At 37.6% G+C, this 22,751-nt stretch carries 16 protein-coding genes and 1 pseudogene; 6 read left to right on the top strand and 11 right to left on the bottom strand.

Annotation, left to right across the window (positions count from 1 at the left end):
• Positions 1-47 precede the first annotated feature (47 nt).
• From secA to LOK41_RS24460, 8 genes are all read right to left on the bottom strand, one after another.
• Complete coding sequence (gene secA, locus LOK41_RS24495) at positions 48-2,558, bottom strand: preprotein translocase subunit SecA (RefSeq protein ID WP_241818691.1); 2,511 nt, start codon at positions 2,556-2,558, stop codon at positions 48-50.
• A gap of 358 nt (positions 2,559-2,916) precedes the next feature.
• Positions 2,917-3,459 (bottom strand): ribosome hibernation-promoting factor, HPF/YfiA family, encoded by a 543-nt coding sequence (gene hpf / locus LOK41_RS24490; RefSeq protein WP_174101045.1) that lies wholly within the window; start codon positions 3,457-3,459, stop codon positions 2,917-2,919.
• Between the two features lie 470 nt (positions 3,460-3,929).
• Positions 3,930-4,127: a cold shock protein CspC gene (gene cspC / locus LOK41_RS24485; RefSeq protein ID WP_001990088.1), complete on the bottom strand. Its 198-nt coding sequence runs from the start codon at positions 4,125-4,127 to the stop codon at positions 3,930-3,932.
• Positions 4,128-4,447: 320 nt separating this feature from the next.
• Positions 4,448-5,152 carry a ComF family protein gene (locus LOK41_RS24480; RefSeq protein ID WP_241818690.1) on the bottom strand — a complete coding sequence of 235 codons (705 nt, stop codon included), beginning with the start codon at positions 5,150-5,152 and terminating at the stop codon, positions 4,448-4,450.
• Entirely contained in the window at positions 5,152-6,498 is a 1,347-nt protein-coding gene (locus LOK41_RS24475) for an ATP-dependent helicase ComFA (RefSeq protein WP_241818696.1), read from the bottom strand. Before LOK41_RS24475 ends, LOK41_RS24480 begins: the two co-directional genes overlap by 1 nt.
• Before the next feature lie 456 nt (positions 6,499-6,954).
• Entirely contained in the window at positions 6,955-8,232 is a 1,278-nt protein-coding gene (locus LOK41_RS24470; RefSeq protein WP_241818689.1) for a C40 family peptidase, read from the bottom strand.
• 277 nt (positions 8,233-8,509) lie between these two features.
• On the bottom strand, positions 8,510-8,824 hold the full coding sequence (locus LOK41_RS24465; RefSeq protein ID WP_000400853.1) for a winged helix-turn-helix transcriptional regulator: 315 nt from the start codon (positions 8,822-8,824) through the stop codon (positions 8,510-8,512).
• A gap of 345 nt (positions 8,825-9,169) precedes the next feature.
• Positions 9,170-10,012, bottom strand: a complete 843-nt coding sequence (locus tag LOK41_RS24460; protein ID WP_241818688.1) for a DegV family protein — start codon at positions 10,010-10,012, stop codon at positions 9,170-9,172.
• A gap of 240 nt (positions 10,013-10,252) precedes the next feature.
• Here LOK41_RS24460 and LOK41_RS24455 point away from each other — a divergent pair, with 240 nt between their 5' ends.
• Together LOK41_RS24455 and LOK41_RS24450 are read left to right on the top strand one after the other, a co-directional pair.
• A complete protein-coding gene (locus tag LOK41_RS24455) occupies positions 10,253-10,891 on the top strand; it encodes a YigZ family protein (protein WP_241818687.1) in 639 nt (212 codons plus the stop codon).
• A 28-nt stretch (positions 10,892-10,919) separates the two neighbouring features.
• Positions 10,920-12,035 carry an LCP family protein gene (locus LOK41_RS24450; protein WP_241818686.1) on the top strand — a complete coding sequence of 372 codons (1,116 nt, stop codon included), beginning with the start codon at positions 10,920-10,922 and terminating at the stop codon, positions 12,033-12,035.
• Between the two features lie 64 nt (positions 12,036-12,099).
• Here the strand turns inward: LOK41_RS24450 and wecB are convergent, their stop codons facing one another.
• Both wecB and LOK41_RS24440 read right to left on the bottom strand, forming a co-directional pair.
• Positions 12,100-13,218: a non-hydrolyzing UDP-N-acetylglucosamine 2-epimerase gene (gene wecB / locus LOK41_RS24445; protein ID WP_241818685.1), complete on the bottom strand. Its 1,119-nt coding sequence runs from the start codon at positions 13,216-13,218 to the stop codon at positions 12,100-12,102.
• 276 nt (positions 13,219-13,494) lie between these two features.
• A pseudogene (locus LOK41_RS24440) lies at positions 13,495-14,819 on the bottom strand (UDP-glucose dehydrogenase family protein).
• Between the two features lie 937 nt (positions 14,820-15,756).
• Between LOK41_RS24440 and LOK41_RS24435 the strand changes: the two are divergent.
• The 3 genes from LOK41_RS24435 (at position 15,757) to LOK41_RS24425 (ending at position 20,538) form a co-directional block, all read left to right on the top strand.
• Positions 15,757-16,830 (top strand): glycosyltransferase family 4 protein, encoded by a 1,074-nt coding sequence (locus LOK41_RS24435; RefSeq protein ID WP_241818684.1) that lies wholly within the window; start codon positions 15,757-15,759, stop codon positions 16,828-16,830.
• 166 nt (positions 16,831-16,996) lie between these two features.
• Complete coding sequence (locus LOK41_RS24430) at positions 16,997-17,761, top strand: polysaccharide deacetylase family protein (RefSeq protein ID WP_481748835.1); 765 nt, start codon at positions 16,997-16,999, stop codon at positions 17,759-17,761.
• 101 nt (positions 17,762-17,862) lie between these two features.
• Positions 17,863-20,538 (top strand): sigma-54-dependent transcriptional regulator, encoded by a 2,676-nt coding sequence (locus tag LOK41_RS24425; RefSeq protein ID WP_241818682.1) that lies wholly within the window; start codon positions 17,863-17,865, stop codon positions 20,536-20,538.
• 43 nt (positions 20,539-20,581) lie between these two features.
• On the opposite strand, the gene LOK41_RS24420 is transcribed toward LOK41_RS24425, so the two are convergent.
• Positions 20,582-21,010: a CHRD domain-containing protein gene (locus LOK41_RS24420; protein WP_241818681.1), complete on the bottom strand. Its 429-nt coding sequence runs from the start codon at positions 21,008-21,010 to the stop codon at positions 20,582-20,584.
• A gap of 228 nt (positions 21,011-21,238) precedes the next feature.
• Here LOK41_RS24420 and LOK41_RS24415 point away from each other — a divergent pair, with 228 nt between their 5' ends.
• Positions 21,239-22,399, top strand: a complete 1,161-nt coding sequence (locus LOK41_RS24415) for a chromate transporter (RefSeq protein ID WP_241818680.1) — start codon at positions 21,239-21,241, stop codon at positions 22,397-22,399.
• Positions 22,400-22,751: the final 352 nt, after the last annotated feature.

Below are 22,751 nucleotides of genomic sequence, written 5' to 3'. Positions count from 1 at the left end.
GGAGCTCCATCCCCCTCACATTCTGAACGAGCTGCTTCCGCTTTTCTTTATTGTCCAATACCACAGCAGTTTTTATATTTTTTGCCACTACCACATTTGCATAGGTCGTTACGTCCGATTTGGTCACCTTTTACGACTGGTTTCTTTTTTGCTTCTTCACCATCATCTTTCGGATGAACTGCCTCGCCTTGAGCTACTTCTTGACGCTCTAGGTTTTGTTCGATTTCTGCTTTCATAATGTAACGAGAAATCTCTTCTTCAATAGCAGCAATCATTGATTCAAACATTGAGAATCCTTCCATTTGGTATTCACGAAGCGGGTCAATTTGACCGTAAGCACGTAAATGAATACCTTCGCGAAGATGATCCATTGCATCGATATGATCCATCCATTTCGTATCAACAACGCGGAATACAACAACCTTTTCAAATTCACGCGTTTGTTCTTCTGGTAGAATCTTTTCTCTTTCATTGTAACGCTCGATTAACTTCGCAATGATTGGTTCACTCATTTCCTCTGGCGCAAGGCGGCGTAATTCCTCTTCTTTTACATCCCCTTCTTCAAGAAGGTTTGTATTTAAGTAGTCAATTAGACCTTTAATGTTCCAATCTTCTTCAATTTCCTCTTGCGTATGAAGAGCAACGGCACGTTCTACAGTAGATTTCATCATTCCTTCGATAATGCCACGTAAGTTTTCTGATTCCATTACCTCTTGACGCTGTTTATAAATTACTTCACGTTGTTGGCGAAGTACATCGTCGTATTGTAGAAGTTGTTTACGCGCATCGTAGTTATTTCCTTCTACACGTTTTTGTGCAGATTCTACAGCACGAGAAACCATTTTACTTTCAATTGGTTGTGAATCATCCATACCAAGGCGATCCATCATTGTTTTCATATTATCAGAACCGAAGCGGCGCATTAGTTCATCTTCCATTGATAAGTAGAATTGTGTCACACCAGGGTCTCCTTGACGACCAGCACGACCACGTAACTGATTATCAATACGACGGCTTTCATGGCGTTCTGTACCGATAACCGCTAAGCCACCAGCTTCTTTTACACCTTCGCCTAATTTAATGTCTGTACCACGGCCAGCCATGTTCGTCGCAATCGTTACAGATCCTTTAAATCCTGCTTCTGTAATAATATCCGCTTCACGCGCATGGTTTTTCGCATTCAAGACATTATGACGTACACCTTTACGTGTTAACATGTTTGAAATAAGTTCAGACGTTTCAATTGCAACCGTACCAACAAGAACTGGTTGTCCTTGTTTATGGCGTTTCACAATATCCTCAACAACTGCGTTGAATTTACCTTCCATCGTTTTAAAAATTAAATCCGCACGGTCATCACGAACAATCGGTCTGTTTGTCGGGATTACAATAACATTCATATTGTAAATGTTACGGAATTCTTCTTCTTCTGTTTTCGCAGTACCCGTCATACCTGATAACTTTTCGTACATACGGAAGTAGTTTTGGAATGTAATTGTCGCAAGCGTCATACTTTCATTTTGAATTTCTACGCCTTCTTTTGCTTCAATTGCTTGGTGTAAACCTTCACTATAACGACGGCCTTTCATAAGACGACCAGTGAATTGATCTACAATTACGATTTCACCATCTTGTACAACATAATCTGTATCGCGGTGCATAACAACGTGTGCACGAAGCGCTTGATTAATATGATGAAGAAGTGCAACATGTTTTAAGTCGAATAAGTTTTCAATATGGAAAGCTTTCTCTGCTCTCGTAATTCCGTCTTCTGTTAACATGACATTTTTCGTTTTCACGTCAAAAGAATAATCTTTCTCATTTTCTAACGTACGAATAAACGCATTTGCAAACATATATAATTCTGTTGATTTTTGTGCTTGTCCAGAAATGATAAGCGGCGTACGCGCTTCATCGACTAAGATGGAATCGACTTCATCAATAATCGCAAAATGAAGCGGACGTTGAACACGTTGCTCCTTATATAGCACCATGTTATCGCGCAAATAGTCAAAACCAAGCTCATTGTTTGTACTATATGTAATATCAGCAGCATAAGCAGCTTGCTTTTCCTCACGTGACATACTATTTAAGTTAATTCCTACTGTTAAGCCAAGGAACTCATGTAGTTGTCCCATTTCACCCGCATCACGCTGTGCTAAGTATTCATTGACTGTAACAACATGAACACCTTTACCTGTTAAAGCGTTCAAATAAACTGGTAAAGTAGAAGTTAACGTTTTACCTTCCCCTGTTTTCATCTCAGAGATATTCCCTTCATGTAAGGCAATACCACCCATTAATTGCACAGGATAAGGGCGCATACCAAGAACGCGTGTCGCTGCTTCACGAACAACCGCAAAAGCCTCTGGTAATAAATCGTCTACTGTTTCACCTTTTGTAAGACGTTCTTTAAATTCAATTGTTTTCCCTTTTAATTGTTCGTCAGTTAACGGTTGAATCGATGATTCTAACGCTTCTATTTGATCCACAGTTTTCTGCATACGTTTAATTTGGCGCTGGTTTGCATCAAACACCTTTTTTAAAATACCGATCATAGGAAATACGCTCCTCTTTTATTAAAATAAAACTTCTGATCGTGCTCTATATTGCAGCTCACTAATCAGTCGTTATAAAACGCTAATTTATTTTCTACTATTTTTTCTCCTAATTAAAAAACAAAAAAGTATAAACCTAATGATAATTGTAACACTTGTTTTATAACTATGACAACAACCGACCAAATGCACGGTCAAAATTAGCTAAAACTTTTCTCAATAAGAATTTTATAGACTGCTTTGATTCTCACTCAATTATAAACTAGGGTCGCCTTTTCCCATAATAACGGAGTAAAAAATAAAATACTTTTGTACCAAATAAAAAAACGCAGCCTTTTACAGCTGCGTTTTCTACTTATTATTTTGTTTCAATTAATCCATATTTCCCATCTTTGCGGCCATATACAACATTAGTTTCATTTGTATCGGCATTTGTGAAGACGAAGAAGTTATGTCCTAACATATCCATTTGTAAAATGGCTTCTTCAACGTCCATTGGTTTTAAGTCAAATCGTTTTGTACGTACTAGTTCTAATTCATCCTCGCTTACTTCTTCCAGAGTTGCCGCTGGTTCTGTAAGGATGAATGCAGTTTTCGGAGAACCTTTTTCACGTAATTTACGATTTACTTTTGTTTTATGTTTACGAATTTGTCGCTCAATTTTATCAACTACTAAGTCAATTGCAGCGTACATATCGCTATGAGTTTCTTCTGCACGAAGTAATAAATCTGTAAATGGGATTGTTACCTCGACACGTTGCTTGTCAGAGTATACTTTCAAATTAACTTTAATCTCTGGAAATGTATCAAAATAACGCTCTAATTTGCTAAGTTTTTTCTCTACATATTCCTTTAATGCTGGAGTTACTTCAATATTTTCACCACGAATGTTGAATTTCATAGATGAATTCCTCCTTTCAAGCCTATGTATACAATTTCGACACCGGCTTAAAAACTCCTTCTAACTTTATTTAAAAAGTTAGCGAAATTGCAATTTTTTATCGTTTTTTGTTGAAAAGAAAAGATGCATCGTTTCTATTTACATTTTACCCTATTTACATCGTAAATAACGAATATAAGTGTGGACAATTCGTTACAGAAAAGAAACAACTTTTTGACAACGTTTTCAATATTAATAATAATAAATTAAAACCATTCTTTTTAGGTGGGAGAGAGCATCCGTCCATAGATAGTAGCGGTCAGGACCCTTTTTAGCCTCGTTATGTAAAAACAGAAGGAGACGATGAGTTGACGTCTCCTTCTGTTCTTTATAGCCGTAATTTATATGTTGGGAGATCCAATTTAATATCTATATATAAACCGTTACCACATACGCAGCTCTATGTTTCTCACAAAACTATTCATTCAGAATTATAATTTCACAACATTCGCCGCTTGCGGTCCACGTGCACCATCTACAATGTCAAATTCTACTTGTTGCCCCTCTTCTAACGACTTATATCCATCCTGTTGAATTGCAGAAAAATGAACAAAAACATCATCACCATCTTCGCGTTCGATAAAGCCAAATCCCTTTTCTGCATTAAACCATTTCACTCTACCTTGCATGTTCTTTCCATTCCCTTCACTCAAAAAATAAGGGCATTTACCCCATATTTTGACTATAACGAATGACAACATATCAAGTCAAAGAAGTCTTGTCGTCTTTTTATTGTATCTTTCGACATGTATATATATAAACCCATTTTGATTTTTCAATATATTAGCTGCGGTTATGAAAACAAAAACAGTTCTCCACTTATTTCCTCTTTTTTGTTTTCACACGGCATAGGGCGAAAACAAGCACTGACCGCTTCTATGCATGGCCGGATGCTCTCGCCCACCTAAAAGAATGGTTTGATGTTGGTTTTTTCATTTGGATTTATATATTACCCCCGGCAAAGAGTGAGGCTAGACACTGTTTGAGCACCTGCATCATACAAGCACTCTGCAGCTTGCCTCAACGTAATTCCTGTCGTATACACATCATCAATGAGTAAAAGATGCTGACCAGTCAACGTTTCTTCCTTTTGAAAGTAAAAGGGATTTGCTACTGAAAGCCTCTCCATACGCTTTTTTTTACTTTGTTTTTCCGTATCTTTTCTACTAAAAGAGGTTTGTAAAATACGGATTGGTAAACAAGATGCTAATAATTCCGCTTGATTAAAACCACGCTCATATTCTCTCTCCTTACTCAGCGGAATCGGAATAACTCCATGGCAATCTGAAAAATACTTATGAAATACAGCTATAAATTCCGTCCGAAAAACCTCAACAAGCTTAGCGTCCCCTCGAAATTTAAATCGAGCTAACACTTCCTTCATCCAATCATTATAGACGTACACAGATCGATTTTTTATAGGTAGAAACTTCATCTCTTCCTTCCATCTTACACAATCTTTGCAAAGGTTACCCTCTCTATATTCCTCCGAAAGAGACGCAAATGATCTACCGCAATCCTCGCAAATTTCTCCTATAATATAGGAAAGTTTTCGTTCACACCTCTCACATATGCACTGCTTTTCAGACTGAATAAAAAAAGAATACCAGCTAATGCTCTCGGAAATAGAATCATCACAAAGTAGACAATGCATTAATCTATCACCCCTTCTTGCTTAGCTCTTTTATTCATAGATTGAATATGCTTTTTCGCACGTATCATCGCTTCTGTTTTCCCATAATGAAAATAAAAGATATCGCCATCTGGCTTACGATGACTTCTCCCGGCCCTGCCAGCAATTTGTACAAGTGCACTTTCTGAAAAAATAACTTCTTCCGCCCCTAACACAGCGACTTGCAAATTCTCTACCGTCACGCCGCGCTCCAAAATCGTTGTCGTTACTAATAGCGGGATATTCCCGTTTCGAAAAGCCGCCACCTTTTCTTTTCGCTTTGAATCCTCCGCATAAACTCCTTCAATTCGATTATCCAATGGTTTTAATAATGTACTTACTTCATCGATATAACGTACGTGGGGAACAAATAGAAAAATAGGGGATTGTTTAAGGAGATGATACTTTAACCATTTCAAAACAACAGGCGGAATTCCCTTTCGCTTTAACGCCTTTTTCCAATTTCCACACCACTGAAAACTTGGAACTGGCAAAGGATGACGGTGATAACGCCCTGGAATAATTACACCTTTTTGTTTTCCACGCCATAACTTACGTTTCCATGCTTCTGCCGGAGTGGCCGTTAAATAAATTTGCGCCGCATGATCTTTACTCGCTTGCTCTACCGCATAATGCAACATCTTGTCCATTGCATACGGAAAAGCATCAATTTCATCAACAATCATAACATCGAAGGTCTTATAATAACGAAGCAATTGATGCGTTGTAGAAACAATGAGTCTTGCTTCCTTTTCACGGTCCAAACTACCACCATATAGCGCAGCAATCGGCACATCTGGAAAAACCGTTCGTAAGCGAGGCGCTAACTCTAACACTACATCAGTCCGCGGCGTTGCAATACAAACCCGCTCTCCCTTTTTTAGCGCCTCCTCAATACCATAAAAAAGCATCTCCGTCTTACCAGCTCCGCATACCGCCCATATAAAAAATGATTCCTTTCGCCGTACAGCTTCGACTACTCCCCTAGCTGCTTTGCCTTGTCCTGGTGATAATTGACCTTCCCAACGCAAAGGGTTCGGCACACACCCCCACTTTGCAGCTTTTATATCTCGAACAAGCACCGTACATTCTCCCACTCGCCCCATCGTGATACATTTTCGGCAATACGTACACATCTCATTGCACCTTTTACATAAAAATGATGCAAATAATCGTTGTTCTGAATTCCCACAGCGCTGGCATACATAGCGCGAAGATTTGTTGATTACCCCTTTTACCAAAGAAATATCTCCTTGTCTTTCCAAACAATCTAGTTCATCTTTTGACAACGAAAGCTCTTCTAATAGCATCTGCCTTCCAGCTAGTATGATTCCCCCTCCTCGTTAAATCCATTTTGATTCTTAAAAAGATAAAGTGAAACTTTAATCAGTGGGGGTTTTCTTCATCCCCCACTGATTATTAGTTGAACCAATCGGGCTTTTACGGACAGTTGATCCCCCACCTACCTTCCTCGTTTCTCTCTGAATCTTGAGGTGGGGGTCTTACTGCCCGTTAATGCGGGATAAATCACGGTTACGTCAAACACAAGCAGACCTACTCTCATTTTCTCTTTTTGTTTTAAACTTAGCATGGGGCTCAAAAAGGGCACTGACCGCTCCTACCCATGAGCGGATCCTCTCTCCCACCTAAAAGAAATGGTTTTTGTCTTTATACCTCTACTATAATCCCTTTTCTTTATCTCGTAAAAAATCAAAAAAGCCGATAACCTACTTTTAAAATAGTAAGCTATCGACTTTATATACGTGTTTTATATCATTCAAATCCTAGAATCTACCGTAACCTAAGAAATGTTTTTGATTATAACTGCTGTTAATGTTACCGTATGCAATACCTTTATCACTAGCATGGATCATTTGACCATCACCTACATAAATACCGATATGAGATGGTCCTGCCTTATAAGTACCTTGGAAGAATACTAAATCTCCCGGTTGCGGGCTACTTACTTTAGAAACTGAGTTCCAGTAACCAGCAACATCTTGACGACCTACACCAAAGATGTAAGAAATGAAACCACTGCAATCAAAACCACCTTTTGATGGAGATGCACTTCCCCATACATATGGAAGACCAAGATAGCTTTGCGCTTTACCAATTACGCCACCTGCATTTGATACTGGTGCTGGCTCTGGTTTTGGAGCTGGTGCTGGTTTAGGTTCTTCTTTTTTAGCTTCTTCTTTTTTAGCTGGTGCTGCCGCTTGCTGTGTAGGCGCTGGTGCTGCTTGTTGCTCAGCTTGCTTTTGTGCTTCTTCTGCTTGTTTCTTCGCAGCAGCTTCTTGTGCAGCTTTCTCTTGCGCTTCTTGCTCAGCCATACGTTGTAATTGTAAAGCTTGTTGTTCAAGCTCTTTCAACTGACTTTCTGTGCTTGTCATGTTGTTTACAACTGTATCCATTTTACCGCTTAAATCGTTTACTGCTTCTTGTTTTTTCGCTTTTTCAGCGTCAAGCTCTTGCTTTGCAGCTTCGATTTTCACTTGTGCTTCTTTTAATTCTTTTTGTGTTTCTTTTACCGTTTCAACGTCTTTTTTCACAGTTGCTTGATCTTCTTGTTGTGTTTTCATGATATCTTCATCAGATTCAAGAATTTTAGAAACAGAAGTTAAGCGATCTACTAAATCTGCAATATTTTTAGAGTTTACAACGACTTCTGTTACAACGTTCGTATTTGGTTGCTCTTGAAGTGCTACTAAACGTTTTCTTAATAGTTCTTCACGTTTTGCAATTTTCGTTTGTAAATCTGCAATGTTTTGATTTTTCTTCTCGATTAATTGTTGTGCTTCTTCAACTTTTTTCGTTGTTTCGTCAAGCTTTACAGCGTTTTCTTGAACAGACTTATCTAAACCTTGAACTGTTTTATTTAAGTCATTCATTTGTTTTTGAAGCTCATCACGTTCTTGTTGTTGTTTATGTAAAGTGTCATTTTGTGTGTTAATTTCTGTCTTTACGTCCTCAATCTTTTCCGCAAATACATTTGGTGTTACTACTGAAAACATCATAAATCCTGCCGCTAATGCGCAAGATGCCATTTTTAGCTTTTTCATTTTGTTTTTTACACCGCTTTCCTTTATTTTATTTTCCGGATATAATCTATTAAAATTTATACCATATTTCAGGGGATATTTTACCAATGTTACGTTTTTGTAAAATAAATGTAATATTGTGTTTGTAATTTCCTGACACCCTTCATCTAATCCTGTACTTTTTTGTAGAATCTTAAGAAAATCACACTATTTTTCTAACCAATTGTCATAGACTTGTTACAAAATGAAAAAAAAACACAAGAAAGACTCCTTGTGTTTTTTCATAGAAAATACCCTATTATTTCACCCATTTTTCAGCCCAGTTTTGGACTTCATTCATAACGCTTTCTAACGCTTTTCCTTTTTCTGTTAATCCGTATTCGATTCTAACAGGTACTTCTGGATAAACATTACGTACAACTACGCCTTCACTCTCTAATTCCTTTAAACGCTCTGACAACATACGATCACTCATATTTGGGATAATATCCGCAATTTCTCTAAATCGTTTCGGCTCTTCTAACAAAGATTTAATAATTAAGCCCGTCCACTTTTTACTAAGCAGTGTAAAAGCCGATTCAAACTTTGGACATAAACAAGAATTATGCTCCATATGTTTCACCTCTCCTTTATTATAAAATAGTTTCTTATAAAAAGTAAGCAATAAAACTTTCCTTATTTTTTATAAATCCATTTCGATTTTCCAATAAATAAATTATGCCTATGAAGAAGATAAGGAGACTTTCACTCATTTCCTTCTTCTGTTTTCACATGGCATGGGGCGAAAACCGCTTCTTTCCATGGGCGGATCCTCTCTCCCACCTTAAAAAATGGTTTTTGTCCTTTTTCCATCCGCATTTATATAAGTTAGATTTTACTTCCAAATATTAACTTGTCAAATAGGCATACGTATATCCGTAAAAAAACTCTCTACAAAAAGAGAGCTTTTACACTTTTATTATTTTGTATACCAACCTAGACCTAGTGATCCCTCTCCTAAATGCGTTCCAATTACAGCGCCAAAATAACTGATGCGGATTGTAACATGAGGATACTTTTCCTCTAGCTCGCTCTGCCACTCTTTCGCTTCCTCTTCACGATTTGCATGAATGATAACAGCTTCCATTGGCATACCTTTACTCGCATGTTCATCAAAGATTTCAACAATACGCTTTAACGCCTTTTTGCGCGTGCGAATTTTTTCAAACGGAATAATCACTTTATCTCTAAAATATAACACCGGTTTTACTTGTAATAAGCTACCGATAAATGCTTGTGCGCTATTTAAACGACCACCACGTTGCAAATGATGCAAGTCATCCACAACAAAATAAGCATCTATTGTTTGTTTCATCTCATCAAACCGAGCTAAAATTTCTTCTGGCGCTTTTCCTTCGCTCGCCATTTTTGCACCTTCACGCACATAAAAACCTTGTACTTCACAACTAATTTCAGAATCATATGTATATACGTCAATTCCTTGAACCATTTGCCCTGCTGTCGTTGCCGTTTGATACGTACCACTAATTCCACTTGAAAGGTGGATACTAATAACCGCATCGTATTCTTTTGCCAATTCTTCAAATAGCTCCACAAATTTCCCAATTGCTGGTTGAGAAGTCTTCGGAAGTTCTTCATGTTCACGTACTTTCACATAAAAATCATTCGCTGTAATTTCTGCTTCTTCTTGATAAGAGTTCGTCCCAAAAATTACATTTAATGGAATCATATGTATATTGAGTTCTTCACGAATATGCTTCGGTATATATGCTGTACTATCCGTAACAATAGCTGTTCTCATTTTCGTACCTGCCTTATAAAAAAGTTTTTATTTCCTAATTTTACACGAAAATAGGAAAAGGTGCATTAATGTATGAAAAATGCCGATTTAAGATTATAATCAACACTTGGGCAATTTACAACAAAAACGTTATATTTATAATATAATTTGCTATATTTCTACAAAAAATGTTTGAATCTGAAAACTAGCCCTTTTACAATAAAAAGTACTAGTCATTTTGAAAGATAGGAGCGTATACCATTGCTATTACAATATTTAACAATTAAAGGCTACGGTGAGCACGAAATTGTCATTCAAAAGTCACGGTTTATTTGTTACGTGAGCCGAGCGAAAACAGAAGAAGAAGCTCAAGAATTTATTCAAAAAATTAAAAAGCAAAACTGGAATGCAACGCATAACTGCTCTGCCTATTTAATTGGGGAACGTGATCAAATTCAGAAGGCAAATGATGATGGTGAACCGAGCGGAACTGCTGGTGTTCCTATGTTAGAAGTATTAAAAAAGCGCGGTCTAAAAGATACAGTTGTTGTCGTCACACGTTATTTTGGCGGTATCAAACTTGGTGCTGGCGGTTTAATTCGTGCATATGGAAAATGCACAAGCGAAGGGCTTAATCACGTCGGAATTGTAGAGCGAAAACTAATGCGCATTATAAAGACAGAAGTTGATTATACGCTGCTCGGTAAAGTTGAAAATGAATTACGACACTCAGCCTACGCGATTAAAGATATAGATTACCTAGAGAATGTTACATTCGATACTTATGTAGAAGAAGATCAAAAACAAATTTTTACTGACTGGATGATTGAATTAACAAATGGGAAATGTACAATAAAAGAAGACAATATGTTGTATTTAGAACAAGACATTATGCAATAATAACATATAATTTTAAAGGAGATTATGTATGAAAGAGCGTTATCATCATCTCCAGAACAGAAGAATTAAAAAGAAGCGTAGACGTAGATTTTTCATCTATCTCTTTTTTATAGGACTAATCAGCAGCGTAGGACTCTACATGTTTAATTCCTATTCTTCTCTCATGGAGATGTATAGTGGCTTCACTCGTGATAAATCAAAATTGCGTGCGGAAGATGTAGAAATCACAAAAGAACCTTTCAGCGTCCTTATTATGGGAATTGAAGATTATGCGACCGATGGACAAAACGGACGAACAGATTCGCTTATGTTCGCAACAATTAACCCAAAAACAAAAAATGTTTCTATCATGAGCATTCCGCGTGACTCACGCGTTACGATTGCTGGAAAAAATAAAAAAGACAAAATTAACGCAGCACATGCTTACGGCGGAGAAAAAATGGCATTAGAAACGGTCGAGAACTTTTTACATGTTCCTGTTGACCATTATATTAAAATCGATTTCAAGGGCTTTAAAGGTATTGTTGATGCTGTTGGTGGCATTACAGTCGATGTTCCTTTCGATTTCGAGGAACGGTCTGATATAGATTACTACAAGCTGATTCAATTTAAGCAAGGACAACAAGAGTTAAATGGGGAAGAAGCATTAGCTTATGTCCGCATGCGAAAACAAGATCCAAATGGAGATTACGGCCGCGCTACAAGGCAACGACAAGTACTTGCTGCAGTCGCACATAAACTCAATTCTACTTCCACGGTCTTTAAGATTAAAGACTTAGCAGAGGTTGTTGGAAAATATGTAAAGACTGATGTACCTGTGTCTGATGGACTTGCCTTATACAATAAACTATCGGGATTCGACCCTTCTAACATCCAAACGCTTAAATTAGAAGGTGAGGATAAAAAACTAAACGATATTTATTACTTTATCCCGGATGAAGCGAACCTTCAAACTGTTCGTAATGAAATTTTAAAAAACTTAGAACAAAATCAAACAAATAAAAATGCCAATACCACAACCAATTCAAGTTCTAACTCTGATACAAATACAACAAATTCATCTACTAATAAAAAAGAACAAGAGCCGCCTCCATCTACGGACGCAAATGCAGAGTGGCTCATGCGCAACCACCAGCAAAATTAAATAAAGACGGGAAAGAAAAGAGCCAAACCTCTATCGACAGATATCAGGCTCGGCTCTTTTTTACTTACTTTTTATTAAAATATTGTAAAATTGCTTCTACGATACGCTCTGAAGCAAGACCGTCACCGTAAGGATTAGATGCTTGCGCCATTTTGTCATGCGCTTCTTTATTAGATAATAATTCATCTGCAAGTGTAAAGATTGTTTCTTCGTCTGTACCTGCTAATTTTAAAGTTCCTGCTTCAATACCTTCTGGACGTTCTGTTGTATCACGAAGAACAAGAACCGGTACACCAAGGGAAGGTGCTTCCTCTTGTACACCACCAGAATCTGTTAGCATTAAGTATGAACGCGCTGCAACATTGTGGAAATCAATTACATCTAGCGGTTCAATTAAATGAATGCGGTTATGGTCTCCTAAAATATCGTTAGCTGTTTCACGCACAACAGGATTCATATGAACTGGATATACAACTTGTACATCTTCGTATTTTTCAACAAGGCGCTTAATTGCACGGAACATATTGCGCATTGGTTCACCTAAATTTTCACGACGGTGCGCTGTCATAAGTACAAGTCGGTCATTTCCAAGCTTCTCTAGTACCGGATGACTATACTCTTCTTTTACTGTCGTTTTTAGTGCATCAATTGCTGTATTTCCTGTTACAAAAATACGTGCTTCATCTTTATTTTCTTGTTGCAAGTTCGTTGCTGATTTTGCTGTAGGAGAGAAATGAAGATCTGCCATTACACCTGTTAATTGGCGGTTCATTTCTTCCGGATATGGAGAATATTTATCCCATGTACGAAGTCCAGCTTCAACATGGCCGATTGGAATTTGATTATAGAAAGCAGCAAGGCTCGCGATAAAAGTAGTTGTTGTATCACCGTGTACAAGAACAATATCTGGCTTTGCTTCCTTCATTACTTTATCTAAACCCTCTAAACCACGTGTTGTAATATCAATTAATGTTTGACGGTCTTTCATAATATTCAAATCAAAATCCGGCGTAATTCCAAAGATATCTAATACTTGATCTAGCATTTGACGATGCTGTGCTGTTACTGTCACAATGGATTCAATTTGCTCAGGGTGTTTTTGCAACTCTAACACAAGAGGTGCCATTTTAATCGCTTCTGGACGTGTTCCGAAAATCGTCATTACTTTTAAACGTTCAGTCATTTCACTGCCTCTTTTCTTTCACTAGTTACAATATATGAAAAACTAACATAAAACCTCCCCTTTTGAGTGGGAGAGAGCGTCCGGCCATGCATAGAAGCGGTCAGATCCTCTTTTCGCCCCATGCCAAATGAAAACAAAAGGAGAAAACAAGTGGAGATCTCTTTTGTCTTTCATAGCCGCAATTTATATGCCAGCAAATCACCATGGATTTTATATAGTATTGTTACACTCACCATTATATATGAGAACACAAAAGGACAAAAGGAAGCGTTCTTACTAAATAGTAGAACATCTCCTATTACGAATGCTCTTTCTTCCAACGGAATAGTAATCCATTCTATGTTTCTCAATATCCTCCCCAGTATAACAATTTCTCCCATCAAATAAAATAGGTTCACACATAAGTTTCACATACCTTTCTAGTGGATACGTGCGTATGCATTCCCAATCGGTTACAATAAACACTGCTTCTGCCCCTGTGACTGCCTCATCTAAATCCGTTGTATATTTCATTTCATCTCCAAACAATCGCTGCACATGCAAAATAGCTTGTGGATCATATGCAATTACATTTGCTCCCATCTCTACTAACTCCTTTATAATGGGAAGAGACGGCGCCTCTCTAATATCATCTGTACTTGGCTTAAAAGCCACCCCTAACACCGCGACCCGCTTGCCCCTCATATCCATTACACTTCTTGCTTTCCGAACAAGTAACATTTGTTGTTTGTTGTTCACTTCAATTACTGCTTTTAATAACCGAAAATCATGTGCAACATTACCTGCAATTTGGACGAGAGCATTTGTATCTTTTGGGAAACATGAACCGCCATAACCAATACCTGCTTGTAAGAATTGAGAACCAATTCGCCGATCCATTCCCATGCCGCCTGCTACCTCTAACACATCTGCGCCTACCTTCTCACATATATTAGAAATTTCATTTATAAAACTAATTTTCGTAGCCAAAAAAGCATTTGAAGCATATTTAATCATTTCAGCACTGCGAATATCTGTCACAAATGTTTCAATCGATAGCTTACTGTATAACTTCTCTATCTTTTGTGCAATTTCTCTTGTCTCCGCTCCTATCACGATGCGATCACCATGGAAAAAGTCATGTATACCGGAACCTTCACGTAAAAACTCTGGATTGGATACCATATGTATAGTATGTCGCGCTTGTAGCTTCTCTTAAATCCATTCTTTCATTTGATTGTTCGTGCCAACCGGAACCGTACTTTTTGTAATCACAATCACATCTGAATTTGTATATATACCAATTTCATAACAACTATTACGAATATATGTTAAATCTGCCGTTCCATCTGGTAAAGATGGTGTGCCCACTGCTACAAATATAAAATCTACATGTTTGAATGCTTCTATTTGATTTGATGTAAATACTAGCCGCCTTTCTTGGACTGCTACATCTACCAATTGTTCTAGACCAGGTTCATAAATTGGAATTTCCCCCTTGCTTCATTCGCGCGATTTTTCCCTTGATCTATATCAAAGCAAGTAACATCATGGCCCAACGTCGCTAATCCCACCCCAGTAATTAATCCAACATATCCGGTACCTATCACCGTAATTTTCATTAGATTTTCCGCACAGGATTCTTAACATTTTTGTGAGAATACTGTATAAAAGTAGCAAGACAAGAAATGTACATTTTTTGTGAATGACAACACTCCTGTGCTTCCCCCTTTCATTCTAAAAATGAATATAAGGCAGTGTCTTTCAGTTACTCTTTTTCTCATATAAAGTGAAACTTTAATCAGTGGGGGTTTTCTTCATCCCACACTGATTATCAGCCCTCACCAATCGGGCCGTTACGGACAGTTTATCTCCACCTACCTTCTTTAGAAAAACGGAAACAGCTCGCTCAGAATCGTAGGACGCCCGCGCTCCTGGCAGAGAGGCGCTTTTTGCCTCGTCCGAGGGGGCGAAACGACCGGAGATTCTAGCCGCTAGAGTTGGACAATGCTTTCGCCGAATTTTGAGGTGGGAGTATTACTGCCCATTAATGCGGGACAAAACGAAATGAAATACGATATGAGCTCTCACTCCTTATTATATGAGACGTCTGCTCTATCTTTTTTTAAGATTTTGTAAAATAACGTCCTCCATTTAGACACTTTTCTTTACAAATCACTTTATTACTGGCACATTTAACTTTTCCATATTTTAACGCGAAACGTACGTATTTTAACGTGCAACACTTATAGTAAAGAGAATTGGTCACATCCTACCATCCGTACTAGGAACAGACTTATCTATGTCATAACTCTGTACTTCGGTTTCAAAACCATACGATAGAATTGAATGATAAAATATATTGAAAGCCCCTTACACGACATCACATTTACGATGAATTTGTCATATATTTTATCTATTTCCAATTACAGTGAATAGAAAAAAAGATTGAATTCTAATCTTTTTGTGATACCATATGTTATGAGCCTGCAAACAAACATCATAATTTTCAGACAAATATTTAAAAAACTACGTTAAAATATAAAAGGTGGGGTACTAATGGACTCACAAGTGATTTATGCCATTTTGGCATCTTTCATTACCGTATTAGTCGTTACTCCTTTGGTCATTAAATTAGCATTTAAAATTGGAGCGACTGATAAGCCAAACGCACGTAAAGTACACCAAAAAATCATGCCTCGTCTAGGTGGACTGGCAATCTTTATTGGTGTAGCTGTTGGATTCTTTGTTAGTGGATTATATGAACAAAGAATGGTAACAATTAGTTTAGGCGCTGTTATCATTGTCATTATCGGTATTTTAGATGACATGTATGAATTATCGGCAAAAGTAAAATTCGGTGGGCAACTTTTAGTTGCTGCACTTATTGTAAAAAGTGGATTATTAGTACAGGTATTGTACATTCCAATCTTAGGAGATACTGAACTTGGCATACTTGCATATCCAATTACGGTATTTTGGATTGTCGGTATTACAAATGCTATCAACTTAATTGATGGATTAGACGGGCTATCCGCTGGAATTTCATCCATTGTTCTTGCAACGTTAGCATATATGGCTTTCACTAGTCCTATGGGAACTGGTGCTGTCATTATTTTACCATTAGCATTAATTGCTCTTGCAAGTACACTTGGATTTTTATTCTATAACTTCCATCCAGCTAAGATTTTCATGGGAGATACAGGAGCATTATTCTTAGGATATTGTATTTCTGTTATATCGTTACTTGGGTTATACAAGAGCGTAACGTTATTTAGTTTCCTTGTTCCAATTATTATTTTAGGCGTACCTGTGTTTGATACACTGTTTGCCATTATCCGACGCATTGTTAATAAAAAACCAATTTCTGCGCCAGATAAATCGCACTTACATCATCGTCTCTTAGCAATGGGCTTCTCTCATCGCACGACGGTACTTATCATTTACGCATTCGGTATTTTCTTTAGCGTAAATGCGATTATTTTCTCTAGTGCAACGTTATGGTTATCCATTATTCTTCTATTCGCTTTAATCTTCTTCACTGAAATTGTAGCAGAAGTAATCGGTCTTGTGCATGAACGTTATAAACCAATTATTTCCTTCTATAAAAAAGTGAAAAAACGCGAAGAATAATTGTAGTATAGCCTTTTTTAGCAAAAAATATTCAAATAGCACTCTTTCTTTTTTGAGAAAGGGTGCTATTTTTTATTTCCAAAATATAGTTTGTTTGAGAGCTCTTCTATTGGAGAAGATATACATATAAAGAGGATAATGAGACTACAATCTTAACTCCTTCTCCATGACTGTTAGACTGAGGGTGAGTATTTTGATAAAGCAAATGTTTCAATGGATGATTATACTCCTAAGCATTACTACATGTTCGATATCTTATACTGAAGCAGCCGCTAACTCCCCACTTATACATGACTCTATGATTCAGGACGCGGCTCTTCCGCAAAAAATTGCATACTTAACATTTGATGATGGACCAAATAAATACACATTACAAATTTTAAATATCTTAAAACAAAAACAAGGGAAAGCAACTTTCTTTATAATTGGTGGAAAGGCTTCACATTACCCACAAACAATGAAACGTTTAATTAACGAAGGGCATTATATTGGTTTACATAGCATGTCCCATGACGTGAAACGTTTATATACTGGTGATCCAACTGCTTTAATTACCGAAATGGAACAAACCCGTTCTATTGTCCGCCGCACCACAAATTTGGATACACACCTCGTTCGTGTTCCATACGGTAGTATGCCTTATTTAAAAAAGAATTATCGCGATGCACTTGTTTCTGCTCGGTACAAAATGTGGGATTGGACAATCGATACATATGATTGGAAAAGCCATCATAATCCTTCTGCTATACTAGAACGAGTCATGAACCAAAGCGACGAACAAGTGGAAGTTATTTTAATGCATGATTCTAGCGTCACAGTGAAAATTCTTCCAAAGGTAATTGACTATCTTAAGGCAAAAGGATATACACTTCTTCCTTATAATCCTTCTTCCCATTTAGAAGTAAACTTCTGGAAGGACACAAGATTGTAACAGCTTTAGTATAATACTAGGGCTGTTTATACTTTCCTCTTCCCACACTTCCCATTTTTGTGTAAAATTTTAAATAGTGATGAAGTTTCGAGGTGAAGAAAATGAAACGAATGGACCTCATTTATAATGCGGTGCAACAGGGGAATTACTCAGAAGGTGTAACAGCATCTGAACTCGCTACACTTCTACAGCTAGACCGTGCAAATGTAAGCAGCGATTTAAATAAACTTGTGAAAGATGGTCGTTTATCTAAAACAGGAACACGCCCGGTCCGTTTCTATTTAGGAGCTAACTCTCATATGGAAACGCCTTCACAAGATGGCACTTCACTCGATGCCTTTGCTAGAGAAAATACAAGCCTTAAAATTGCCATTGAAAAGGCAAAGGCCGCTGTACTCTATCCTCCAAATGGTATGCATACATTGCTACTTGGAGAAACAGGTGTCGGGAAATCTATGTTTGCTTCTTTAATGCATGAATACGCGATTGAAGTCAATCAGCTGCCAAAAGATGCACCGTTTATCGTTTTTAACTGTGCAGATTACGCAAATAATCCACAGCTCCTGCTTGGACAACTTTTCGGGATCAAAAAGGGTGCTTACACTGGTGCAAGTGACCAAAAAGGATTAATCGAAAAAGCCCATGAAGGAATTCTCTTTTTGGATGAAGTGCACCGCCTTCCTCCAGAAGGTCAGGAAATGCTATTCACATTTATTGATCGCGGTGTGTATCGTCGCCTTGGAGAGACAGAGAACGAGCGCCGAGCACAAGTATTAATTATTACTGCAACAACAGAAGAGCCGAACTCTTTTTTACTCAAAACATTTACAAGACGAATTCCGATGACCGTAACGCTTCCGCCACTTCGTGAGAGAACACATCAGGAACGCTTCGCACTATTACAGCTCTTTTTTACAAATGAAGCGATTCGTCTGCGAAAAGAAATTCATGTCAGCCCAAATGCAATGCGCGCATTCGTCTTTTATCAATGTCCAAATAACATTGGACAATTAAAAACAGATGTACAAATTGCCTGCGCAAAAGCCTATTCTGACTTCGTTACAAAGAAAAGGGATTATGTGCGCGTTTCTAGCACTGATTTGCCATGGTACATGAAGGAAGGCTTATTTATCGAAAGAAAAAGCCGTCATTTGTATCAAGTGCCAAACGAAACATTTGTATTTACGAGTGACGAAGGATGGAGTAGACATAAAACAGAGGATACAAGTTCTTCCATTTATGATTACATCGATCATAAGTATGAAGAACTCCAAGCGCGTGGGATTGAAGAAGAAGAATTAGAGTTATTAATAGACAATGATATCCAAAGCTTTTTCGTTCATTATTTTAATCAAATATCAAAAAAGACAAATCATGAAAATGTCTTTAAAATTGTCGATCGTAATATTGTTTCTGTGTGCGAAAAAATAGCTGAACTAGCAGAAAAACATTTATCTAAGATATTTGATGAAAAAGTCTTTCTTGCTTTAAGTTTACATGTACAGACAACTCTACAACGTTTACAGAGCGGGAAACAAATTCATCACCCACAGCTCAATCAAATTCGCACGAAATATAAAGAAGCCTTCTCAGTCGCTATGCAGTGTATCCAACTTTTAGAAGAAGAACTGCAAATCACAATGCCAATTGATGAAGCTGGATTTTTAACGATGTTTTTCGTCGTTGATCCTATTCCTGCTTCCCAAACAGAAGTAAAAGTATTGATTTTAGCTCACGGCAATGGTATCGCAACAGAGATGGCAAATGTCGCGAATGAACTTCTCGGTATTGATGAAGTAACAGGAATTGATATGCCGCTTCATGAATCACCGAAAGACTTCTTAGAACGAGTAAAAGTGTACATGAAAACGCTAGGACATATAAATGGTCTTCTCTTACTCGTCGATATGGGCTCACTTGCTTATATCGGGGATATACTGGAAACGGAATTTCATATCCCTGTACGTGTTCTCTCTATGACAAGTACACCACACGTATTAGAAGCAGCAAGAAAAGCGCAACTTGGCTACTCATTAGACGCTTTATATGAAACGGTGAAAAACTTAACACCGTTTTACCTGAATGTACAAGAAGAAAAGAAAAAGCCGCTTGCTCCAATGAAATCAGTTATTTTAACAGCTTGTTTAACAGGAGAAGGAAGCGCGCTAGCTATTCAAAAAATGCTTGAAAACTATTTACGATTCGATAAAGATTTAATAGAAATTATTCCTATTAGTATCGTTCATGAAAAAGATTTAACAAAAATGATCGAAAATATAAAGAAAGAACGCAATATGATTTGTATTGTCACAAACTTTGACGTACAGGTACCATGTTTAACCTATCATTTCCAAGACATTATAAACTATAAAGCTATTCAGCCGATTCAAGAATTAATTACGTATGAAGAAACATATGCAAAAATGGCTGATATTCTCGGACAACAAATGCAACGTGATGATGGGGCTCTCCTAATCAAAACAATTCGGTACGCATTAAATACAATTCAAGAGCTCATCTCCTTACAATTAAACCCTGATAGTTTAATGGGAGTTATTTTGCATATGAGCTGTATGATTGACCGGCTTCAAAAGGGAGAAAAGCTACTCCCTTATCCTGACAAAGAAGCGCGTAGACAAGATGAATACTGGATGTATATGAAGGTCAAAAAAGCATTGCAACCAATTGAAAACACATTTAACGTGCAGATTCCAGACGATGAAGTTTTTTACGTGATGGACTTCTTCATAAAGAATCAACCAGAAAAAAAAGAATAAAGTAAACATGCCCGTGAATATTAATATTCACGGGCATGTTTACTTATCGGCTCATAGATGGGCTATATTCATTTATCTTCCCACGAATTTCTCCCCTTGTATATGTCCTCGTATGAACATTTACATATGCATTTGCTTCGTCGATTGCCTGCATAAGATTCTCAAACGTCTTCCCTTGCAAAGGTCCTTCTTCTAAATCTTCAGTAGACACCACACCTGTTATCGTTCCTTCATTCACGCTAATTCCGTGCTTTACAGGTCCATATAAGAATAAAACCACTGGCCCAACCTGATTCCCTTTCCCTAAATGGATTTGACAAGATGTTATCTTCTCAATATTTTTCAATATGACCCTATAATGTAATTTTGTAAAAGTATCATTAAAAATAAGCTCTGCGACCCCATAAGCCTTTGTTTTTACAGGAGGTAATTCATTACCACCTTTCAGCTTAGCAACGAAATGTTTTGTCATACTAGCAACATTCTCCTTATATGAATTTCAACTCGAATAGCTCTGGTATCTCTCTAACTAATTTATTGCCGAGACACGATCAATTATGACTCTTTCAAGAGCTCTTTTTATGAGATATCTGATTCCTCTTCGCAAATATTTACAAAAACATTACATAATAAGCATTCCTTCCATTGTGCTTCTTCCTGTATAATGCATCTAGAATTGAAATTTCTTTAGGAGGTTACCTTGAAAACAATACTAGAAATCTTCCTCGTATCACTTAAACTAGGCCTTACTTCTTTTGGAGGACCTGTCGCTCATCTTAGTTATTTCCATCATGAATATGTACAAAAACGAAAATGGATGGATGAACGAAGTTATGGAGATTTAGTGGCACTCTGTCAATTCCTCCCTGGTCCTGCAAGCAGCCAAGTTGGAATTGGCATCGGTTTATCACGCGGAGGACTCCTTGGGGCCATAGTTGCTTGGGCCGGCTTTACACTCCCCTCAGTCCTCGTTCTTGTATTTTCCGCTTCACTACTCCAGCAATTTCACGTAGGAGAAGCTGGCTGGATTCATGGGCTAAAACTTGTAGCAGTAGCAATTGTCGCCCATGCAATATGGGGAATGGCACAGAAATTAACACCGGATCGAAACCGAGCTACCATTGCAATTATTACTGCTGCAATTTCGTTATTATTTCCAAGTGTTTGGACACAAGTTACGCTTATTCTACTCGCTGGTCTTGCCGGTTGGCTCTTATATCGTAAGCATGAAATTCAACCTGCTAGCAAAACGCATATTCCTGTTTCACGTATAACAGGTATCACGTGCCTCTTACTATTTTTTAGTTTATTATTTTTGCTGCCAATATTACGACCATTTTCACACTGGATTGCCCTGTTTGATAGTTTCTATCGCTCTGGCTCACTTGTGTTTGGCGGAGGACATGTCGTTCTTCCTCTTCTCGAAAATGAATTTGTATTAAATGGCATGATGACAAAGGAACAATTTTTAGCAGGATATGGCTTAACACAAGCCGTCCCAGGTCCTCTCTTTACATTCGCTTCTTATATAGGAACTATACTAGGCGGGACACTAGGAGCTACTCTTGCGACAATTGCTATCTTTCTCCCAGCATTCTTACTTGTCATTGGCGTGCTGCCATTTTGGGATCAAGTTAGACGCTTGTCTTATATACAGGGTGTACTCCTTGGCGTTAATGCTGCTGTTGTTGGCATTTTACTAGCAGCCTTTTACAATCCAATTTGGACAAGCTCCATCATAGGTACGGCTGACTTTGTCATCGCTTCTCTCCTATTTTGCCTATTAGCATTTTGGAAAGCACCACCATGGACCGTTGTTGTTCTTGGCGCTTTAAGTGGCTATGTTCTGTCTATAATCTAGCCATATAAAATTCTAGAAAGAAACATGGTAAATTGTTGAGATTTAGGTGGTGTATATTAGTACGTGAAATTTTATCGGCGATTTTTCAAATATATCGACTATTTCTCACAATATATCAGCGATCCGCCAAATCATGACAAAAAGACTGTCTTACTTTTTGCGGTCGCTTCATATGATTTTTGGCGCCCTTTTGATTGTAGTAGGGTTTTGAATATGTAAAGAAACATTTCTCTTATAGGAGAAGTGTTTTTGTTTGTAGAAATATATAACCTGATAGATTAAAGAAGAAAGAGTGGGAATGGAATGAGTATAAGTTTCGGCTTTGAAACAAAAAAAGACTTCCTCTCACTTG

Source organism: Bacillus sp. TL12 (genome assembly GCF_022625245.1).
GTDB lineage: Bacteria > Bacillota > Bacilli > Bacillales > Bacillaceae_G > Bacillus_A.
Note: the sequence above shows the minus strand (reverse complement) of the source record. Positions and strands in the feature narration are given on the sequence as shown.